Raw genomic sequence first — 18,956 nt, forward strand, 5'->3', positions numbered from 1 at the left:
TCAGCCCTTGAGCATCCACTTGTTCCACCGCTCGATGGCGGCCGACCCGTTATCCGCCCACCAGACGGAGTCGAGGAAAAACTGCTTCGCCAGATTGTCCGGGCTCGTGATCAGATGCGGCACGACCTTGGGCTCGACGAACTTGACCTGGTCGAGGTTCAGCCCCGGATAGCCCAGCTCGTTGGTGTAGATCGCCTGGCGCTCCGCTTCCGCCATCACGGCCAGGAATTTCTGCCCCCAATAGGCGTTCTTTGCGCCTTTCGGGATGGCGAAGTCACTCTGTTTGATCGCGCCGCCGCTCCACTCGATGGCGACGGGTGCTTCCTTCATGACGAGATCGTAGAAGCGACCGCTCCATCCGGAAGCCAGATCGACCTCGCCGTCGATCAGCAGCTGTGCCGGCTGCGCACCGGCGGTCCACCAGACATTGATGTGGGGCTTGATTTCATCGAGCTTGCGGAATGCCCGGTCGACATCCAGCGGATAGAGCTTGTCCGGCGCGACACCGTCGGCCAGCAAGGCGAATTCGAGGTTGTCGGTCGGGTGGTTGCGCAGCGACCTGCGGCCCGGAAACGCCTTGACGTCCCAGAACTGCTTCCAGCCGACCGGATGCCCGTTCTTGAGCTGATCCTTGCGGTAGCCGAGAACCGTCGAATACACCGTCCGGGGGAAAAGATACTTCACCTGCTTCAGGTGTTCCGGAAAGCGGGACAGGTCGATGATGGAGAGATCCAGCGGCTCCAGGAGGCCGAGGCGTTCGACGAGGACGCCGTCCTGACCCGAAATCTCGGTCACGTCCCATTCGACATTGCCCGAGCCGACCATCGCGCGCAGCTTCGCCGTGTCGGCCGGGCTCGTGTCGATCACCCGGATGCCGTAGCGCTTCTCGAATTCGGCGAAGTAGGCCTTCCGCATGACCTTGTTAACCACGCCGCCGGAGGTATTGACGACGATCGCCTTCGGCTTGGCCGGTTCGGCCGCCGCCCAGGAGCTCGGCATGGCGCCGGCGACAGACATGGTAGCGCCAGCTGCCAGGAGCTTGCGTCGAGTCAGTTTCGGCTGATTGCCTTCGCTCGATGAATTGGTCATTTCGACGATGTCCCGTTTCCCTCAAGGCGGGGGCATTCGAGCGTCCCCCGCTGTTCGACAACGTGCAATCGCCGCGGCAAAGCGGTCAAATCGTAAGATATTCGCTATCCATTCCACAAAGTTATGCGAACCCGCCGGAGTGACGTCGGGGGGCCTCAGCACTGCGCCTGGCAATCGGCGACCCATTCGGCCGCGGCGGATCTCAGCACGGGCAGAAATGCCTCGAGCAGGCAGCTGCGCTCTCGCAGGCGCGGGAACAGCAGCTTGAAGGTGTATTCGACACGCGGCTCGAAGCGCTTCGTGACAATTCCCCTGCCTAGAAAATCCGCGGCCGAGAACGGGTCTACGATCGCGACTCCGAGGCCTTGCGCGACGAGGCCGCAAGCCGTAGCGGAGTTGTAGACCCGCCCGATGACGCGGCGTTTCACATTGAGCGCGTCGAACGTCTCGTCGACGATCGCCTGCATTCTCCCCTCCGATCCAAAGGAAATGAAGCGGTTTCCGGCCAGATCGTCGGCGGTGATCTTGTCGCGGGTCGCGAGCGGGTGGTCAGGCGGAAGCGCACACACCGCATTCACGGAGCAGAGGGTCTCGCTCTCCACGGAATCATGGTCGATCGAGGTCATCGCGATGCCGACATCGATCTGGTTGGCGACCACCCATTGCATGATCTTGTTCGAGCTTCGAACCTGGTAGGCCAGGTTCACGGCCGGCCTTTCCTGCAGGAACCGACCGAGCACGCTGGGCACCAACCGGTGTCCGGTCGCGAAGAGGCTCGCCACCGACAGCGTTCCCGAGTTCAAGGAACGCATTTCTTCTGCGAGGCGGGCGATGTCGGTGATGCCCGTCAACAGGCGCCGCGCTTCCTCATATAGCCGATGAGCCTCCGGCGTGACTACGAGGCGCCGATGCTCCCGCCGAAACAGCAAGAGCTGGGTCTGCATCTCGAGAGCCGCGATCAACTTGCTGACAGCCGGCTGCGAGAGATTGATGCGCTGGGAGGCGCGCGTGATCGAACCGGTCTCGATCACGGCACAAAGAACTTCCAGCTGCCGCATTGTAATCAAGGTCAATCTCCAGCCTGGGCATGAATCAGGAAAGATTATCGCCTGAGGCGCCGATGGGCGAGACCGAGGCCGTTTTAGGGTAGCACTCGCTGCTAGGTTCGGGGGGTGACAAGGCCTGCAACCGCGCTCAGGTCAGCCATCAGGGCTCGCCGACGACTGGGCAATTGGCACTCAGCTCGCGTCGGGCGTCACCATATTTTTGCGGCGACATCCTTCAGGATCGCGTTGTCGAGTATCTGCTCGGCCAGCAGCTTCTTGAGACGGGCGTTCTCGTCCTCGAGGGTCTTCAGCCGGCGGGCGTCCGACACGTCCATCCCGTCATACCTTGAACTTGTAGAAGGTCGCCGAGGAGATGCCGTGCTTGCGGCAGACATCAGCCGTCGCTGCTCCGGCCTCCTGCTCCTTCAGCATCCCGATGATCTGCTCTTCCGTGAACCGTGAGGGGCGCATCGTCCGTCTCCATGAGTGACGGACTCTACTCAAATCTGGAGGGAGATCAGGGTCTCACGTCACTGCTAAATTCGAACCGCCTGCGCTCCTCCGGCGGATCGGACATTTAACGGCGTGCTTGTCAGACGTAACTGAGCGGATCCAGTGTAAGCTCTTTGCCATACCGGTCGCGTTTCACCGATCGTAATCACATCTAGCTGCTCTTCACGCCCAGCGTGTCTCATCGAGGCTGCCTTGCTGGATTGCCGTTCATCCGCGCAAATCCAGCGGGCCTGCGAACGTGCTGGGGGCGCTCGCGTGGCGTCTGGGCCGCGTGTGGCGGATGCGTGCGTGCGGTCAGATAGCTAAGTGCCTGACTGGTAGAGTCGACCTGATCGTCGTTGCGCCCATTTGGAAACGCGAGGAGTTCGTTGAGCCAGCCGGCCAGCCACGGCGCCTCCTGCGGAACATGGACCTGACCAGCCTCAAAGCGTGCCGACTGCATCATGAAGCGCGTCTGCTTGTCGTAGCGTGGCTTACGCAAGATGGCGCGCCATTCGCCGGACCGCCTCAAATCTTGCGCGATCGCTCTGCCTATATCGGTGTCCTCGATGACTGTCTGATCGGCGTCCCAGGCCTTCGACAGACGAACAATTTCCCGCTTCAACTCCGGCACTTCAAAACGCTCGCGCACCAGATCAAGCAGATAGAAGTCGAGACCCTTCGCGCCCCAGATGGTGCCAACCGAGTAATCCGCGCTTTCCGACAGCGTCGAAGCGGTGTCCCAACTCGCAACGATAAAGTCAAAGATCTTGGGCCGCGTATCATAAGAGCGCAGCCATTCGCGCTTGACGATATTCCCCTCCGGTGGGATCGGAGCTTGCTGATACTGGGCCGAGAAGGTGAGCGAACCCTGCGCACGCCGCATCTGCTCGAGGACCGTCAGCGGCTCGCGCGCTTCATGAAGAACCTCGCCGGGCTGGCGGGTATAAACATGGCCCGGAATATCACTGAGCTGGTAGGTCCTGGCATCGGTTTCGATGGCCGGGATCGAGACGACCTCCCAGTCTTCCCGGCCAATGACATGCCCGACGAGGTCGTCTTCGTGCAGGCGCTGCATGATGATCACGATCGCGCCCCTCCGTTTGTCGTTCAGGCGGGTCTGGAGGGTGTTATCGAAAGCCTCGTTCACCCGCCGCCGTTCCCTCTCCGACAAGGCGTCAGTCGCCTTGATCGGATCGTCGACGACGATGAGATCCGCCCCGCGGCCGAGGATCGCGCCGTTGATACCTGCGGCAAAACGATAGCCCTGCTCCGTCGTGATTAGTTCCATGTTACGCGGACGCTTAGAAGCCAGCTGAAGCTTGGGAAACACCGCCCTGTACCACGGGCTATCGAGCACCGTGCGTGTGTCGACCGAGAGCTTGCGTGCGAGATCATCTGCATAGGAAACGCAGATGATGCGTTTGGTCGGATCCAGACCCATCGCCCAGGCGGTGAAGCCAACCGATACGGTGATAGACTTCATCGAGCGCGGCGGAACATTGATGATGAGTCGGCGAACCTCGCCGCGTGCGACCCGCATCAGCTGCCAACACAGGTGATCGATGTGCCAGTTGTGCAGATAGGGGGTGCCAGGCTCGAGCGTGCCAAAGACCTTCTGGCTGAACACAGACAGATTCTGGCGCAGGAACATCCGCAAGAGACGACCGCGATCAGCCATGATCATGCTCCTTGTCGTCATCCTCGTCATCATCGGCCTGCGGCAGGATCTGGGATTTCGAGGCAACAGGCGTTTTCCGGCCAGCGTATGCGGCGAGGGCATGCTGCAACAGCATCTCATCATCTTCCGGCAGTTCATCGGTCTGTTCGGCATTGAATTCAGTGTAGCGCTCATAACGAGCGAAGATGCTATCGATGGCGCGCAGTTTCCCGCGCAAGCCTTCTTGAACTTGGCTGAGCATGAGAGCTTGGATTGTGGGCACTATCCGCCCACGGCCCTTCTCAGTGATTTCTGTGTCAGCCTCGAGCACCTCGAGGAACATCGTCTTGAAGTTGCGGCTGCCTTTCTTGCGTCCACCGGGATTGCCGGACTGTCCCGGCTTGAAGCGGGAGGCCTTCGGGGGCTTGCCACGACCGACCTCATAGTCGGCCGTGGCAATTTTCGGGATCTTGCGGGTCATGGCACGTCACCTCACGCAACCTGCCGCGACCGCTGCCGCACTTTGAAGTTCGGCTGGGCTTCGGAGGTCGTGGGCGCGACATGACGCATACGGAGTTCGGCCATTTCGGCGAAGGTCAAGCCGGTGGCTGCGTGGCGAGCGCAACCGCTGGACCAAGTTTCCCAGCGGCGAACGCTGACATCGACATAGTGCGGATCGAGTTCGCTCGCATGGGCACGGCGCCCGACCTTTTCGCAGGCGATGATGGTCGTGCCGGAGCCGGAAAAGCTATCGAGGACAATATCGTTGCGATGCGTGACGTCGCGCACAGCGTCGGCGATCATCGCGACGTTCTTCGGCGTCGGATGCAGCTTAAGCTCCTGTCGCAGGCCTGCGGCGCCCTGGTAGTCCCAAACATTGGTGCGGTTCCGCCCGAATTTGCCGAGCTGCACATTGTTGACGCCAGACTGCCGCGGGTCCTTGAACACGAAGACAAGTTCGTGCTGCGACCGGTAGAGCGACCCCATCGCGCCGGAGCCCTTGTTCCACACGCAGAGGTTTTTCAGGTCCAGGCCAGCCCCCTCCCCGGCCGCGAGCATCTCGCCGATGTGGCGCCAGTCCATGAAACAATACTGATAACCGCCTGGCGCGAGGAAGGCCGTGCTCGCGGTCAGGAAGCCCGTCAGGAACGGGATGAAGTTGGCCCCCAATTCACCGGAACCCATCACGAACTCACGATGCTTTCCGGGCTTGGCGACATGGCCCGAGATCGGGACGTCAAAGGGCGCATCGTGGATGCCCATCGCCGCCCGCTTATCCCCCAGCAGGGCTTCGTACGTCGCCTTGTTACGCGCATCGCCGCAGGTCAGGCGGTGGTCACCCAGCAGCCAGACATCGCCGAGCTGGCTGACCGGCATGCCGGGGACGTCATCGGGCAAGGCTTCGTCCGCCTCTTCCTCCTGATCGGCCGAGGCGGCCTGGGTCAGCTGATCGATCTCGGGGAAACTGAAGCCCGTGAACTCAAGGCCCAAATCGAGCTCCATTTTGCGCTCGATCTCGAAGAGCTCGCCGAACTCCAGACCGAGCTGCTTCTTGTCCCAGCCCGACTTCTCACCCAGCTTGCCGAGGGCGACGCGCAAGATGCGTTTCTTGACCGCATCGAGGTGGCCGATCCGGACGGCGGGCACGGTCGTGTAGCCCAGCGCGCGGGCCGCCTTGAACAGGCCGCTACCGCCGATGATCTCACCGTCCTGATCGATCACGAGCGGCTGCACCACGCCAAAGGCCTTGATCGACCCCTTCAGCTCCTCGATGTATGCGGGCGTGTGATCGCGCAAAGCGCGCCTATACGGCTTGAGGCCGTCAGTCGAGACCTGCTCGATCTCCAAATTCAGGTCGCGCAAGAAGGCCTCGGCCGTCTTCTTCGACTCGGCGCTCTTGGTCGCCCGCCGATGCGGCGGCGACGCGGCGTCCTTGTTTTTCGTGGAGATGCGAGGTTTACAAGAGAGCTTGTGGCTCATGACACTGATCCTTCGGATGGAGCAAGAGGTCAGCCCGCGCACCGAGGGATCCCGGCAACGTTCACCGCGATCTGCGGTGGTCCGGCCCAGATAGGCCGAGGGCTGTCCGCGATTGCTCCCGAAGGAATCTGCCGCTAGACAGAATCACTCCTACACCATCGCCCCATCCGCTGCAAGCGCCTGATAAAAAAGGGTTTTGACAAAGACAGCGTACGTGGCGAGCGAGCCACTCCGTCTGGGGAACTGCTGGACACTCCCCCTTCACAGCACTGATTTTCCCTGCAGATTTCCCTCAGAGCAGTGAAGTCAGGCATCGACCGCACCGATTCAACGCAGACCGGTTCGCCTCTGACTGCGTCGTCAGCCAGTTTCTCCCAAGCGCCTGATTTTCAATCTCTTCTGGCTGTCGCTCTGACTCTGTGTGTAGCCCGGCGCGATCTTTTGCATTTTACATCAGGAGCCGGGGAATTTGATGTCGCTCTGGCTCTGGCCCGGCGTGATCTCTTGCACCTCCGCCGGCGATGTCTGGCTCCGACCCGCTACGGACGCCTAGGCCGGCCCACGCCACCACTGCCACAGCACGATAATCGCTACGCTGGCGACGACAGCGAGAATGAACCGAATCTGCTCCCGCTTTTTTTGGCGGCCCGTTGCTCGTGGAACTCCGCAGACAGGGCAAACCACAGTGGAAACGTCCATAGTGGTTTCGCAGCGCGAGCAACTGAACTGTTCAGGTCCAGACATGGGCATCCCGCATCTCATGAGCGTGGGACAAGAACGCTAGCAAGTGGTCATTAACATCAAGTGGCCTGGCCTGCGGAAGTCATGGGTCCGCTCTCGACCCGTGACGGACATCTCACTCACACTCGGCGACAACCCCGGAGCGGCAGCTCACGGTGATGGTTTTTGGCCCGCGCCTATCGAACAATGTCCATTCAGGGTCGCCCTCTGCCGTCATGAACGAAGCGATGTGAAAGCCACCAGACAGAGAAAGCTGTATCTCGGGCAGGCGACCGAATGTCCTGATGTCATCGACCCGTTGACCGACGAGACGGGCGAAGTTCGGCTCCCAAAGCACTTCATCGCTCCAACTGCCACATACGATTGAACGCTCGTTCTCGATGCGCCAACTCCACTCGACCATCAAGCCGACCTCACCTTCGGCATGACCGAGGCGACCGTCTCGACGTGTTGTGGGCGTTGATCGGCCAAGCTCCACAAAGAGAGCCGAGCCGTGGCCTCCCCAAACATGTGAGACGGGGAGCGAATGAGCCGCAGCTCGGAAGTGCTCGATCCAATCTTTCATGCGCAGATTATCACCGAAGCTGAGAGGCCTGGAAACGACCCGTTGCGGAAGTTGCGGGAACCCAGCGCTACCCGCATGATTGCTGACAAGTTGCGGAGGGCACGGGATATTCGACGCTGGACGGGTTCGAGAGCGCATTGAGCACGCGGCTTTGGCAGAGATGGACTTGCCTCCCGAGATCGCGCGGGATGTCGCGTTTCACATGACCGACTGGCTCGATGACCTAAAACGCTACGTTGCGTTCTGCGAGAACCCGGAAAGCTATAAGGTGAAAGAGATCGACAGTTTACTGCTGGCGTTCCTGGGACACGCCCCAAATCATATTGCTGCTGCCGCGAAGCTGTATGAGACCCGGTGCGGACCATAAGCAGGGCTACTGTCAGGGTGTTTGAGAACAGGCTGGACACCCGAAGACTTTGCATCGAACCTGTCGGCTGAATGTCAGGTGGCGAGCGCATGATCCGGGATATTGAAGCACGAACAAGCCCCTGACGAGTGAGCCGTCCGAACCCGGCCCCAATCGGGTGAACCCAAGCCTTGGAGGACGCGATGCAGCCCTTGCCAGCTTTGATCGGGGCCCTCGTAACGCTCGGCGCGATATTCACACCGATGTCGGACAAAGGAGCAGGCGCGCAAACGACGCAGGTTTCCGATCAGGATGTCGCCGACGCCTGGCTCTACCTGTTTGCCCGGCTACTCGTCCTGCGGCAGCAGCAGCTCGATTTCGAGAGCGAGTTCAAGTGGAACGAGTTGGTCCACCGCAAACCCGGCGCAGTCGACTGGCCTAATCCCAACCTCGACGTGGCCTATTCCGAAGCGTGGGTAGCGATCGATGAATCGAGCTGCACGATCGTCACTGTGCCCAAGATCTCTGATCGGTACTACACGGTTCAGTTCCTCAACGGCTGGGACGAAACGCTCGCCAACATCAACGAACGCGTCTTTCCGCATCGGCCTGACGGAGACTTCGCTGTCTGCCTGCGCGGTGCAAATGTGGCCTTGCCCGCGGACGTGAAGCGCATCGACCTGCCAGTGAAATATTCTCGCGTTCTGCTCAGGGTGGAACTCGGTGAGGAATGGGACGAGGCGGTCCGCCTGCAACACGAGTTCAAATTCCGCGCAACCGGTTCGCCAAAATTGCCTGAAGTGCCCAGATCGCTGGTGTTCGACCTCGAGAAGCTCCCAGGCGTCGAGGCCTTCGACTTTGCCGACATGGCACTCGACAGCGAGCCCGACCTGAATCCCGGGCTGGAAAAATACGCTGCCAGCGCCCGAGCCATCGCCCGAGCGATCAAGGATCCGGCCGAGCGCGCACGTATCGCGAAGATTGTTCAGCAACGGGCGCATGGCGACTTCGCCAAGTATGGGCCGCCGATCGGCCATGGCAGGATCGTCAACGGATGGGCGCGCCCGGCTGCGGTGGGAAATTACAACACCGACCACATCGCGCGCACGCTGATAACCTATGGCGGCATCTGGGCGAATGTGATGCCGGAGGTGATGTACTATCGGGCCAGCACCGACGGCACCGGCGTTCACCTCGACGGCGGCAACGCGTACACGATGACGTTCCCGAAGGACCAACTGCCGCAAAGCTTCGCCAAGTATTTCTGGTCCGTCATCGCGGTCGACACCACGCATTTCCGGGTGCTGCCCAATCCGACCAACCGGTTCCTGCTCAATCGCGAGACGAAGCCGCAGTATAATCCGGATGGCTCGCTGACGCTGCATTTCGCGGCCGACAAGCCGTCGGATGCTCCGGACGGCAACTGGCTGCCGACGCCCAAGGGATCAGTCTATCGCCTGACGTTCCGCTTCTATGGCCCGATCGATGGGGTGGCGAATGGTACCTATTTCCTGCCACCATTAGTCAAGCGGCAGTGAGCGCTGAAGGGCGAGGCAATAGCCTATCATCCCACGGCCCGGTCGCGGTGCTTCGCTGCATGTCGCGCTGACGCTCGCCACACGGCCGGAGAATGCGGGAAAGACCATCGTCGCCATATTCCCGGATAGCGGCGAACGCTATCTGTCCTATGTCGGCGACGAATAGCCTCCCCTGAGGCCGAAGGGTTTTCGCGAGCCGCCTAACTCCCCAAGCCCGCGCCCGAGGCCGGCACATGGCTGAATCGATCCAGTGCGAAGGACGATAGATCGATGCGGCTTGCACCATCCAGGAGCTGTTGGCTGACGGCCTCGCCAATCGCGGCCGAATGCTTGAAACCGTGCCCCGAGCAAGGCGAGACGATGAGCACGCGCTCGCTCTCCGGCCATCGGTCGATGATGAAGCCGCCATCCGGCGAGACGGTGTAGAGACAGGTCCTGCGTCGGGTTTCATCGAGACGCAGCCCCTTCAGGCGCCCCTCGATCGACCGCGCATGGAAGGCCCGCGATTCTGCCTCCTCGCTCGACCGGTCGAAATCGTCCGGATCAACGGTGCGCGTCTTCTCACCATGCGCCAATTTCACGGCGCCGTCGCGAGCGGGGAACCCGTAAAACCCCTCCTCCGGGCTATGCCCATAGGACCAGATATAGACCGGCGCCTGTTGCCAGGCCGCCGGCGCCGAAGGCTCGAGGGGGTACCAGTGCAGAATCTCGCGCGTCGGGCGCAACAGCGCGGAGACATGCGGGCCAAGCAGCCGGCCGGCCCAGGCGCCGGCGCTGACCACGACGCGGCCGGCGCGGATCGTGCCCTCGCCCGTCGCGATCTCCACATGGTCGCCGCGCGGGGTGATGGCTCCGACCCGCCTGTCCAGCGCAAGCCGCGCTCCGGCCGCTACGGCGAGGCGAAGCTGTGCCCCGACGCAGGCTTCAGGATGCAGATAGCCGCCCTCGGGTTCGAAATAGACCCTGTCCCCTTCCGCAACGTTCAGCCAGGGGTAGCGGCGACGCGCCTCGGCCGTATCGATCAGCTCATGCCGTGTGCCGCTGCGCCGGGCGACAGCCAGCGTGCGCTCGACATAGTCGGTTGCACCGGGCTGGGGAGGCTCGCTCGATATGGCCAAGAAGCCGACCTGCCCGAACAGGCTTTCGCCGGTCCTGCCCTCCAGCTCCTTCCAGATTTCATGCGAGCGCCTGACCAGCGGCGCCAGCGCCGGTCCTTCGGCGACGCCCAGGCGCGTGACGCGCGTCTCGCCGTGGCTCGAGCCGAGGTCGTGCGGGGGATGGAACTGATCGACGCCGAGAACGTCGGCGCCGCGCGATGCGAGCTGGAACAGGGTGGCCGCCCCCATGGCACCAAGGCCAAGGACGACGACGTCCGCCGTTTGCCGGTTCATGACAATCGTGCGCTCCGTTGAACAGCGAACGGCGCCGTCAATATTTCGGCAGGCCGCGAGGATTGGTCTCGGGCTTGTCGAGGCGCTCCTCCTCGACGCCCCAGCGCTTCAGCGCGGCATCGAAGCTGCCGTCCCGATAGGCGCCTTCGAGAGCCAGCGTGATGGCCACGGCCAGCCCGGCTCCCTTGCGGGTCGCGACGGCGACATCCGAACGTTCCGGCCAGCCCGCGCTGAGCACGCCGACGCGTTTGACGTTCTTGTCGCGCTGCTGGATGAAAAGGAGCTGTGCATGCGGCTGGACGATCACATCGGCACGGCCCGAGGCAAGCGCCAGAAGGCGATTGGGCTCATCATCGAAGGCCAGCAGCTCGATCGGCTTGAGGCCCGCCGCAACGTTCTGCTTGCTCCATTCGAGCAGGATGCGCTCCTGGTTGGTGCCGGCGCCGAGAACGATGCGCAATCCCGCGGCGTCCTTCGGATCCGCGATCTTCTCGACCTTGCTGTCGGCCTTGACGAAGAAGCCGTGCAGCCCGGCGCGATAACTGGAGAAGTCGAACCTCTCCTTGCGCTGCTCGGTGACGCCGATATTGGAGATCGCCGCGTCGTACTTGCCCGAAGTCACGCCCAGCGGCCAATCGGCCCAGGGCGTCGGCACCAGCTTGAGCTTGAGGCCCAGGCTGTCGGCGATCAGCTGCGCGACGTCCGGGTCCGCACCGACCAGCGTCGCAGAATCCGTGGCATAGGTCGCCAGCGGCGGCGTGCTGGCGTTGGTCGCGACAGTCAGGACGCCAGGCTCCACGAACTTGTAGTCCTTGCCGATGGCAGCAACTGCAGCTGGATTGAGCTGGGTGTGCGGCCGACCTGGTTGGGCGGGGCTGAGATCATAGATGCCCTGTGCACAGACGGGTCCGGCAAAAGCGACGATAACTGTGGCGGCCACGGCCGCCATGCGGGTGAACATGGGTTTGCTCCGGGAAAGCGAGGCGCCTTCCATGGGCGCCCCGTACCGCGCGTGGGCTCGAGCCCCGCGTGCTTGTTCGTCAGCTCTTGGGGAGGCCGGCCGGATTGGTGCGCGAAAGCTCGATCGCCTCCGGCGCCAGCCCCCAGCGTGCCAGCGACTTCTGGTAGGCGCCGCTCTTGATCTGCCCGTTGAGCGCGGCGGTGATCGCTTCGGCGAGCCCGGCGCCCTTCTTCGTCGTCACCGCGATCTCGGCGACTTCCGGCCAGCCGCCCGAGAACGAGCCGACGAGCCGCGAGTTTCCGGTCTGCGCGGCCTTGAAGCCGAGGGTACCGTTGGGGCCGAAATAGGCGTCGGCGCGCCCGGATTCGAGCGCCAGATAGAGCACGACGTCATCGTCGTAGTACTGGATTTCCGTGGTCTTGAGACCCTTGGCCTCGTTGGCCTTGATCCAGCGCAGCAGGATCTGCTCCTGATTGGTGCCCGAGCTGACGATCACCTTGATGCCTGCGACATCCTCAGGCTTGGCGATCTCCTTGATCGCGCTCTTGCTGCCGACATAGAAGCCGAGCTGGTCCTTGCGGTAGGTCGAGAAGTCGAACCTCTCCTTGCGCTGCTCGGTGACGGTGATGTTGGCGATCGCCGCATCATACTTGCCCGAGATCACGCCCAGCGGCCAATCGGCCCAGGCGACCTGCACCACTTCCAGTTCGAGGCCGAGACCGTCTGCGACGAGCCTTCCGATGTCGGGCTCGGAGCCCACGATGATCTTCTGGTTGTCGGTCGAATTAATGCCGAACGGCAGACGGGTGCCGGTGGTGGCGATGGTGAGCGTGCCCGGCTTGACGAGCTTGACGTCCTTGCCGAGCAGCTTGACCGCCTCGGGAACGGCCTGCCCGCGCGGCTGGCCCTTCTGGGCGGAGGTCAGGTCGAACTGCTGCTGCGCGAAAGCGACGGAAGGGAAAAGTACGGCGGAGGCCGCAATACCGAGCGCAGCGCGGCGCGAAAGAGAGGAGGAATAGGTCATGCATATGCCTTTCGATGTCCGGGAAAACACGTCGTGAAGGGACGGATCACAGCACCTTGGCGAGGAACTCCGCGGTGCGCGGATGTTCGGGTGCGCCAAGCACCTTTTCGGGCGGGCCCGCCTCGACGATGCGGCCGGCGTCCATGAAGACGACCGTATCGGCGACCTCGCGGGCGAAGCCGATTTCATGGGTGACGATGACGAGGGTCGCGCCCGAATGCGCGAGCTCCTTGATGACGGCGAGAACCTCTCCGACCAGTTCGGGATCGAGGGCCGAAGTCGGTTCGTCGAAGAGCAGCGCCTTGGGCTTCAGGGCGAGGGCCCGGGCGATGGCGACACGCTGCTGCTGGCCGCCGGAAAGCTGGCGCGGATAAGCATTCACCTTGTCAGAGAGACCGACACGGGCGAGCAGGTCGCGGGCAGCCGCTTCCGCCTCGGGGCGTGCGATGCCACGCGCATTGATCGGCGCCTCGACGATGTTCTCCAGCGCGGTCAGGTGCGGGAACAGGTTGAAATTCTGGAACACCATGCCGACGTCGACGCGCCGGCGCAGGACCTCACGCTCATTCAGCTCGTAGAGCAGCTCGCCTTCCTGCCGATAGCCAATGAGCTGCCCGTCCAGCGTGATTGCACCGCGGTCGAGGCGTTCGAGATGGTTGATCGAGCGCAGCAGGGTCGACTTGCCCGAGCCCGAGGGGCCGATGACGGCGGTGACGGAGCCGGAGGGCAGCGTCAGCGAGACATCGTCGAGAACCTTCAACTCACCGAAGCTCTTCGACACGCTGCGGATCGCGATCTCGCCGCCGCGACGCCAGGCCAGCGGCGCGGGAGCGGCCGGCTCGGCAAGGCCAGCGGTTCCGGCCTCGGCGGGAACGGTCTTGCGCGCCAAAAGGCGCAGCAGCGGATCGAAGATGGAGGGCGGGCGCTGGCGCAGCGCACCGCGCGCGTAATAGCGCTCGATCTGCGATTGCGCGACCGACAGCACCGTCAGGATGACGAGATACCAGACCGTCGCCACCATGAGGAGCGGGATCACCTCCAGATTGCGGCGGTAGATCACCTGCACCGTGTAGAACAGCTCCGGCAGCGCCAGGATATAGACGTTGGACGTGCCCTTCGCGAGGCCGATGAGATCGTTGAAGGCCGTCGGGATAATCGCCCGCATCGCCTGCGGCAGCACGATCCGGGAGAATTGCCGCCTGCGGGGCAGGCCGAGCGCGGCGGCCGCCTCGTGCTGGCCCTGGTCGACCGCGAGCAACCCGCCGCGGATGAACTCGGCCGAGAATGCCGCCTGGTTAAGCGTCAGGCCCAGGACAGCCGCCATGAAGGGGCTGATCAGATGCGTGGTGGGATAGGAAAAGAACGTCCAGCCCGTGAACGGCACGCCCAGCGAAACGGTTTCGTAGAGGTAGCCGAGGTTGTTCAGGATCAGCAGCAGGACGATCAGCGGAATCGAGCGAAAAATCCAGACGAAGGTCCAGGACACCGCCGCCAGCGGTGCGGAGCCCGACAGGCGCGCCAGCGCGAGGAGGGCGCCGATGCTGAAGCCGAACAGGGCCCCGAGCACCGTAAGCAGCAAAGTGCGGCCAAGGCCGACGAGCACCGGCTCGGCAAAGAACCATTCCGCGAAGACATCCCAGCCCCAGCGCGGGTTGCCGAGCACCGAGTTGACCACGGCAAAGACGACGAGAAGCGCGAAGGCCCCGCCGACGATGCGCCAGGGATGGCGGGCGGGAACGATGCGCAACCCGGCCGCGTCGAAGCGCACCTGAGGTACAGGCGCGGCGGCTGCGGAGCCGTCGACGGCGAGTGTCATGAGGGATCCTCTTGCAGGATAAGGGTTCAGGCCGGGACGGCGATGGCTTCAGCCGAGGGCCTGGCCGGAACGGCAAGACGCTTGCGGAAGGAGAGCAGGCTGAATTTCGTGGCGTCGACGTTCAGGTCGAATTGCGGCTCGTAGCCGAGCGACAGATAGAGGCCGACGGCCTCCGGCTGGCGGCTCCCGGTCGTCAGATAGAAATTGCTGTAGCCCTGCCGCAGCGCGAGGCGTTCGAGCTCGACGACGATGCGGGCCGCGAGCCCCTGCCGCCTCAGGTCGGGGCGCGACCAGACGCGCTTGACCTCGGCCGTCCCCTCTTCCGCCTGCAGCATGAAGGCTCCACCCGCTATCGCCTCGCCGTTGCGCAGCAGGAGCAGGAACTGGCCGCGCGGCGGCAGGAAGAGCTCCGGCGGATAGCGGTGCAGCTCGACGACGGCCGGATCCCGGCCGGGAACGTCGCCGTAGCGGCCGTCATACTCGCGGATCAGATCTTGGACGAGCGGTTGCGCCAGCGGATCGACCGGGCTGGTCGAATAGAAGAAATCGGCCATCAGTGTCTCCTTTCCTCAGGCGAGAAACCGTTCGGCGAACCGCGTGCAAAAGGTTGTGGTCGGCGCATTCATCGCGCTGCTGCCAGCCTCGCCGCCGGCTCCGCCTGCGCATAGCGGCTCGGCTTGAAGGGCAGGCCGAGATGGTCGCGCAACGTGGCGCCCGGAAGATCGCGGCTGTAGCGGCCGCGGGCCTCCAACTCGGGGATCACCAGCTCGACGAAGTCGGTCAGCCCCTCGGCCATCACGGAGAAGCCGAGGATGAAGCCGTCGGCAGCGCCCGCGTCGATCCAGCGGATGATCTCCTCGGCAACCTGCGCGCCCGTGCCGATGAAATTGGGCTTGGGCGTCGCGACGGCGAGCGCTGCCTCGCGCAATGTCTGGCCCTTTTCCCGCGCCGTCTTCTTGATGCGGTCGGTGGTCGAGCGGAAGCTGTTCTGGCCGATGTCGCCGAGTTCGGGAAACGGAGCGTCGAGCGGATATTGCGAGAAGTCGTGATGATCGAAATAGCGCCCGAGATAGGCCAGCGCCTCGTCGATCGTCAGCAGGTTGCGGATGATCTCGTATTTCGCCTGCGCCTCTTCCGCCGTGCGGCCGACAATCGGGCCTATTCCGGGGAAGATCTTCACGTCGTCGGCACGGCGGCCATGCGCGACCGCGGCCGCGCGCACCTGGTCGCGAAACGCCTTCGTCTCCGCGACGGAGGGGGAATGGGTGAAGACGGCGTCGGCATATTTGCCGGCGAGCTTGATGCCAGCATCGGACGAACCGGCCTGGAAGATCACCGGCTGACCCTGCTTCGAACGGCCGATATTGAGCGGGCCCTCGACCTGGAAGAAACGGCCCTTGTGATCGAGCCGATGAAGCTTCTCGGCATCGAAGAAGCGGCCGCCCTCGCGATCCCGCAGGACCGCGTCTTCGTCCCAGGAATCCCAGAGGCCCTGCGTGACCTCGAGATATTCGTCGGCGATCTCGTAGCGCTGCGCGTGCTCGGGGTGCTGGCGGCTGTAGTTCTTCGCGGAGCCTTCGAGTGGCGTGGTGACGACGTTCCAGCCGGCGCGCCCCTGCGAGATCAGATCGAGCGAGGCGAATTGCCGGGCCACGGTGAAGGGGTCGGAATAGGAGGTCGAGACCGTGCCTGCGAGGCCGATCTTCGTCGTCGCGACCGCGAGCGCCGAGAGGATCGTCAGCGGCTCGAAGCGGTTGAGGAAATGCGGGATCGACTTCTCGTTGATGTACAGGCCATCCGCGACGAAGGCGAAGGTGATGCCTGCCGCCTCGGCCTTGCGGGCAGTTTCGATATAGTAGCCGAGATTGACGCTGGCATCGGCCGGGCCGGACGGATGGCGCCAGGAGTTCATGTGCCCGCCCGCGCCATGCAGCATGATGCCGAACGTCACGGGCTTCGCGTCGGTTGCGGTCATGGGACGCCTCGTCTGCTTTCAATCAATGATCAGGCTGCGGCGCGGCGGGATTCGGCTGCGATCAACTCGATGGAGAGCCGACGCGCGGTGCTGTCGGGAACCGGGTTGTCGAGCACGAACTCCTGCACGCCGAAGCGCACCGCCAGCGCGTCGAGTTCGGCGCGCACATCCTCTCCCGTGCCGGCGATGACGTGAGGATGCGTCTCGCGGATGGTGTATTGCGTGTCGCCGGCCTGGCGCGCGAAGCTTTCGGCCTGCTCGGGGCTGCGCACATTCACCGCGCGCCCGTCGGACAACGTGACGCGGAAGATGCGCGTCTCGCGCACCGCGTCGCGCGCCGCTACGGCGGAGGGGGCCGCAAAGGCGTGCACCGCAAGTGCCGGAGCATGACCGCCGCCCGCGCGATAGGCGCCCAGACTGGCTTCGATCAGCGCGGGGTCGCCGTTGAAGTGGCCGGCAAAGACAAATTCCCAGCCGAGCCGGGCGGCAAGCGCACCGCTGTCCGGCGAGCCGCCGAGCAGGATGCGCCGGGGCGCGACACGCGGCAGCGGACGGGCGAGGTCGTCGTTCAGATAAGACTCCAGCGCTTCGGCCAGCGTCGCGAAATCGGCCGGCGCCGCCTTGTCGAGGCGGGCTTGAAGTGCCTGGGTGGTCTGCGGCAGGCCGCCGGGCGCCCGGCCAATTCCGAGGTCGACGCGATCGGGCGCGAGCGCCGCCAGGAGCTTGAAGGTCTCGGCAACCTTGAAGGGGCTGTAATGTTGCAGCATGACGCCGCCCGAACCGATGCGGATCCGATCGGTCGAGGCCAGGATCCAGGCCGCCAGCACTTCCGGAGCCACGCCGGCGACGTCCGGGTTGCCGTGATGCTCGGCGAGCCAGAAACGATGATAGCCCAGCGTCTCCGCATGACGCGCATAGGAGACGGAGTCGGCCAAGGCGCGCTCGGGGCCCGCTCCCTCCGGAATGGGGCTCTTGTCGAGAAGGCTGAGCAAGTAAGTCATGATCGGCTCCGATGGCGCCATGTCATGCACCCACAACAATCTTCGCGTCGGGCCGCAATCGGAGTGAAATAAAGAATGCGGCTTTCCTTATCGATTTTTGTCATAAGGCCACAGAACGACGCAGCGGTTCTCCATCACATCATCGCAAAAGAAACGATGTTCTCCGGAAGCCGCAAAATTTGCCAAGAATACATCGCTCGGCCGATCTGCCCGCGGGCGCCCTGCCCTCCGGATCGATATCCGCGCCTCAAACCAGCCAAGGAGAAGCCCGCATGCGTTCCAGCCGGACGAACGCGGGATTCATTCTGCGGGCGCCGGGGACTTCGCAAAGACCCACTCGCAGGCGCGCGCTACGATCCATGCAGGATGAACGTCGCTCCGGATAATGCGCTGCTCGCGAAATGAACCTGCAACAATTCCGCATTCTCCAGGAAGCCGTCCGCAGCGGGTACAATTTCACTGACGCCGCGGCGGCGTTGAACACGTCGCAATCCGGCGTCTCGAAGCACATCAAGGATCTCGAACTGGAGCTGGGCGTCGAGCTCTTCGAGCGCCGCGGCAAGCGCATGCTCGGCCTGACCGAAGCCGGCCGTTCCGTCATCAGCTATGTCGAGCGCATCCTCGCCGATTCGATGAGCATCAAGCGCGTCACGGACCAGATCCGGGACCCCGCCTCGGGTGAGTTCGTCATCGCCACGACGCATACCCAGGCGCGCTATGCGCTGCCCGGCGTGATCAAGCAGTTCCGGGACGAATTTCCGCGTGTTCGGCTGTCGATCAAGCAGGGCGACCCGACCGAGATCACCGCCCGCCTGCGGGACGGCAGCGCGCATATCGGGATCGCGACCGAGAGCCTTTCACAGGCACCGGAACTCGTCGCCTTTCCCTATTACACCTGGCGTCACATCGTCATTGCCCACAGGGACGATCCGCTCGCACGCCGCACCGATGTCGGTCTGGCGGAGATCGCGAAAAGACCGATCGTCACCTACGGCCAGGGCTTCACCGGCCGCCCCTTGATCGATGCCGCGTTCCGCGATCACGATCTGGCCCCGGACATCGTCGTCTCCGCAATCGATTCCGACGTGATCAAGTCCTATGTCGTCCTGGGCCTGGGCCTGGGCATCGTCACCGAAGTCGCATTCCACCCCGACAGCGATCCGGATCTGGTCAGGATCGCCGGCGCTCTCTTCCCGGAGGCCACTTCCTATATCGCAGCGCCGCGCGGGCGCTTCCTGCCCGGCTACGCCCATCGCTTCATCCAATTGTGCCGACCGGAACTGGAACCGACGCTGGTCGCCGCAGCCATCGGCGCGCAGCCGAAATGATGG

The 18,956-nt window shown here is 63.5% G+C and carries 16 protein-coding genes and 2 pseudogenes; 4 read left to right on the forward strand and 14 right to left on the reverse strand.

Going from position 1 to position 18,956, the window contains the following annotated elements; genetic code table 11:
* The 7 genes and pseudogenes from ASE63_RS04490 to ASE63_RS27085 form a co-directional block, all read right to left on the reverse strand.
* Positions 1–1,017 carry an ABC transporter substrate-binding protein gene (locus tag ASE63_RS04490; RefSeq protein WP_156410192.1) on the reverse strand — a complete coding sequence of 339 codons (1,017 nt, stop codon included), beginning with the start codon at positions 1,015–1,017 and terminating at the stop codon, positions 1–3.
* A gap of 227 nt (positions 1,018–1,244) precedes the next feature.
* Positions 1,245–2,147, reverse strand: coding sequence for a LysR substrate-binding domain-containing protein (locus tag ASE63_RS04495; protein ID WP_056797242.1), 903 nt, complete (start codon positions 2,145–2,147; stop codon positions 1,245–1,247).
* A gap of 215 nt (positions 2,148–2,362) precedes the next feature.
* Positions 2,363–2,606, reverse strand: a pseudogene (locus ASE63_RS04500) (transposase); the annotation flags it as partial.
* A 220-nt stretch (positions 2,607–2,826) separates the two neighbouring features.
* Entirely contained in the window at positions 2,827–4,308 is a 1,482-nt protein-coding gene (gene terL, locus ASE63_RS04505; protein ID WP_162261718.1) for a phage terminase large subunit, read from the reverse strand.
* Entirely contained in the window at positions 4,301–4,768 is a 468-nt protein-coding gene (locus ASE63_RS27675) for a DUF5681 domain-containing protein (protein ID WP_056797248.1), read from the reverse strand. The genes terL and ASE63_RS27675 overlap by 8 nt, the downstream gene beginning before the upstream one ends.
* Positions 4,769–4,779: 11 nt before the next feature.
* Positions 4,780–6,267 carry a DNA methyltransferase gene (locus tag ASE63_RS04515; protein ID WP_056797251.1) on the reverse strand — a complete coding sequence of 496 codons (1,488 nt, stop codon included), beginning with the start codon at positions 6,265–6,267 and terminating at the stop codon, positions 4,780–4,782.
* Positions 6,268–7,123: 856 nt separating this feature from the next.
* Entirely contained in the window at positions 7,124–7,573 is a 450-nt protein-coding gene (locus ASE63_RS27085; protein ID WP_156410194.1) for a hypothetical protein, read from the reverse strand.
* Positions 7,574–7,775: 202 nt separating this feature from the next.
* Between ASE63_RS27085 and ASE63_RS04525 the strand changes: the two genes are divergently transcribed.
* From ASE63_RS04525 to ASE63_RS28235, 3 genes and pseudogenes are all read left to right on the forward strand, one after another.
* Positions 7,776–7,940 (forward strand): hypothetical protein, encoded by a 165-nt coding sequence (locus ASE63_RS04525; RefSeq protein ID WP_156410195.1) that lies wholly within the window; start codon positions 7,776–7,778, stop codon positions 7,938–7,940.
* A 182-nt stretch (positions 7,941–8,122) separates the two neighbouring features.
* Positions 8,123–9,457: a DUF1214 domain-containing protein gene (locus ASE63_RS04530; RefSeq protein ID WP_056797661.1), complete on the forward strand. Its 1,335-nt coding sequence runs from the start codon at positions 8,123–8,125 to the stop codon at positions 9,455–9,457.
* 46 nt (positions 9,458–9,503) lie between these two features.
* Positions 9,504–9,623, forward strand: a pseudogene (locus ASE63_RS28235) (cysteine synthase A); the annotation flags it as partial.
* A gap of 34 nt (positions 9,624–9,657) precedes the next feature.
* Here ASE63_RS28235 and solA read toward each other — a convergent pair.
* From solA to ASE63_RS04570, 7 genes are all read right to left on the reverse strand, one after another.
* Positions 9,658–10,848, reverse strand: coding sequence for an N-methyl-L-tryptophan oxidase (gene solA, locus ASE63_RS04535; RefSeq protein ID WP_056797260.1), 1,191 nt, complete (start codon positions 10,846–10,848; stop codon positions 9,658–9,660).
* 37 nt (positions 10,849–10,885) lie between these two features.
* Positions 10,886–11,797 (reverse strand): ABC transporter substrate-binding protein, encoded by a 912-nt coding sequence (locus tag ASE63_RS04540; protein ID WP_244491286.1) that lies wholly within the window; start codon positions 11,795–11,797, stop codon positions 10,886–10,888.
* A 91-nt stretch (positions 11,798–11,888) separates the two neighbouring features.
* A complete protein-coding gene (locus ASE63_RS04545) occupies positions 11,889–12,833 on the reverse strand; it encodes an ABC transporter substrate-binding protein (RefSeq protein WP_056797264.1) in 945 nt (314 codons plus the stop codon).
* Positions 12,834–12,879: 46 nt separating this feature from the next.
* Positions 12,880–14,649, reverse strand: a complete 1,770-nt coding sequence (locus ASE63_RS28710; RefSeq protein WP_082609661.1) for an amino acid ABC transporter permease/ATP-binding protein — start codon at positions 14,647–14,649, stop codon at positions 12,880–12,882.
* A 26-nt stretch (positions 14,650–14,675) separates the two neighbouring features.
* Positions 14,676–15,203, reverse strand: a complete 528-nt coding sequence (locus ASE63_RS04560; protein ID WP_056797267.1) for a GNAT family N-acetyltransferase — start codon at positions 15,201–15,203, stop codon at positions 14,676–14,678.
* A gap of 68 nt (positions 15,204–15,271) precedes the next feature.
* Positions 15,272–16,624 (reverse strand): LLM class flavin-dependent oxidoreductase, encoded by a 1,353-nt coding sequence (locus ASE63_RS04565; RefSeq protein WP_056797270.1) that lies wholly within the window; start codon positions 16,622–16,624, stop codon positions 15,272–15,274.
* A gap of 29 nt (positions 16,625–16,653) precedes the next feature.
* On the reverse strand, positions 16,654–17,625 hold the full coding sequence (locus ASE63_RS04570) for an MsnO8 family LLM class oxidoreductase (protein ID WP_056797666.1): 972 nt from the start codon (positions 17,623–17,625) through the stop codon (positions 16,654–16,656).
* Between the two features lie 401 nt (positions 17,626–18,026).
* Here ASE63_RS04570 and ASE63_RS04575 point away from each other — a divergent pair, with 401 nt between their 5' ends.
* A complete protein-coding gene (locus ASE63_RS04575) occupies positions 18,027–18,953 on the forward strand; it encodes a LysR substrate-binding domain-containing protein (RefSeq protein WP_056797273.1) in 927 nt (308 codons plus the stop codon).
* The last annotated feature ends 3 nt before the right edge of the window (positions 18,954–18,956 follow it).

The sequence above is a fragment of the Allobosea sp. Root381 genome, assembly GCF_001429395.1.
Classification (GTDB): Bacteria; Pseudomonadota; Alphaproteobacteria; order Rhizobiales; family Beijerinckiaceae; genus Allobosea.

What these genes read in the sequence shown, in the direction of transcription:
- ASE63_RS04540 (WP_244491286.1), bottom strand. Translation starts at nt 11,797, where the DNA reads ATGGCGGCCGTGGCCGCCACAGTTATCGTCGCTTTTGCCGGACCCGTC.
- solA (WP_056797260.1), bottom strand. Translation starts at nt 10,848, where the DNA reads ATGAACCGGCAAACGGCGGACGTCGTCGTCCTTGGCCTTGGTGCCATG.
- ASE63_RS04495 (WP_056797242.1), bottom strand. Translation starts at nt 2,147, where the DNA reads ATGCGGCAGCTGGAAGTTCTTTGTGCCGTGATCGAGACCGGTTCGATC.
- ASE63_RS04570 (WP_056797666.1), bottom strand. Translation starts at nt 17,625, where the DNA reads ATGACTTACTTGCTCAGCCTTCTCGACAAGAGCCCCATTCCGGAGGGA.
- ASE63_RS04515 (WP_056797251.1), bottom strand. Translation starts at nt 6,267, where the DNA reads ATGAGCCACAAGCTCTCTTGTAAACCTCGCATCTCCACGAAAAACAAG.
- terL (WP_162261718.1), bottom strand. Translation starts at nt 4,308, where the DNA reads ATGGCTGATCGCGGTCGTCTCTTGCGGATGTTCCTGCGCCAGAATCTG.
- ASE63_RS04545 (WP_056797264.1), bottom strand. Translation starts at nt 12,833, where the DNA reads ATGACCTATTCCTCCTCTCTTTCGCGCCGCGCTGCGCTCGGTATTGCG.
- ASE63_RS04530 (WP_056797661.1), top strand. Translation starts at nt 8,123, where the DNA reads ATGCAGCCCTTGCCAGCTTTGATCGGGGCCCTCGTAACGCTCGGCGCG.
- ASE63_RS04525 (WP_156410195.1), top strand. Translation starts at nt 7,776, where the DNA reads ATGACCGACTGGCTCGATGACCTAAAACGCTACGTTGCGTTCTGCGAG.
- ASE63_RS27085 (WP_156410194.1), bottom strand. Translation starts at nt 7,573, where the DNA reads ATGAAAGATTGGATCGAGCACTTCCGAGCTGCGGCTCATTCGCTCCCC.
- ASE63_RS04565 (WP_056797270.1), bottom strand. Translation starts at nt 16,624, where the DNA reads ATGACCGCAACCGACGCGAAGCCCGTGACGTTCGGCATCATGCTGCAT.
- ASE63_RS04490 (WP_156410192.1), bottom strand. Translation starts at nt 1,017, where the DNA reads ATGTCTGTCGCCGGCGCCATGCCGAGCTCCTGGGCGGCGGCCGAACCG.
- ASE63_RS27675 (WP_056797248.1), bottom strand. Translation starts at nt 4,768, where the DNA reads ATGACCCGCAAGATCCCGAAAATTGCCACGGCCGACTATGAGGTCGGT.
- ASE63_RS04560 (WP_056797267.1), bottom strand. Translation starts at nt 15,203, where the DNA reads ATGGCCGATTTCTTCTATTCGACCAGCCCGGTCGATCCGCTGGCGCAA.
- ASE63_RS28710 (WP_082609661.1), bottom strand. Translation starts at nt 14,649, where the DNA reads ATGACACTCGCCGTCGACGGCTCCGCAGCCGCCGCGCCTGTACCTCAG.
- ASE63_RS04575 (WP_056797273.1), top strand. Translation starts at nt 18,027, where the DNA reads ATGAACCTGCAACAATTCCGCATTCTCCAGGAAGCCGTCCGCAGCGGG.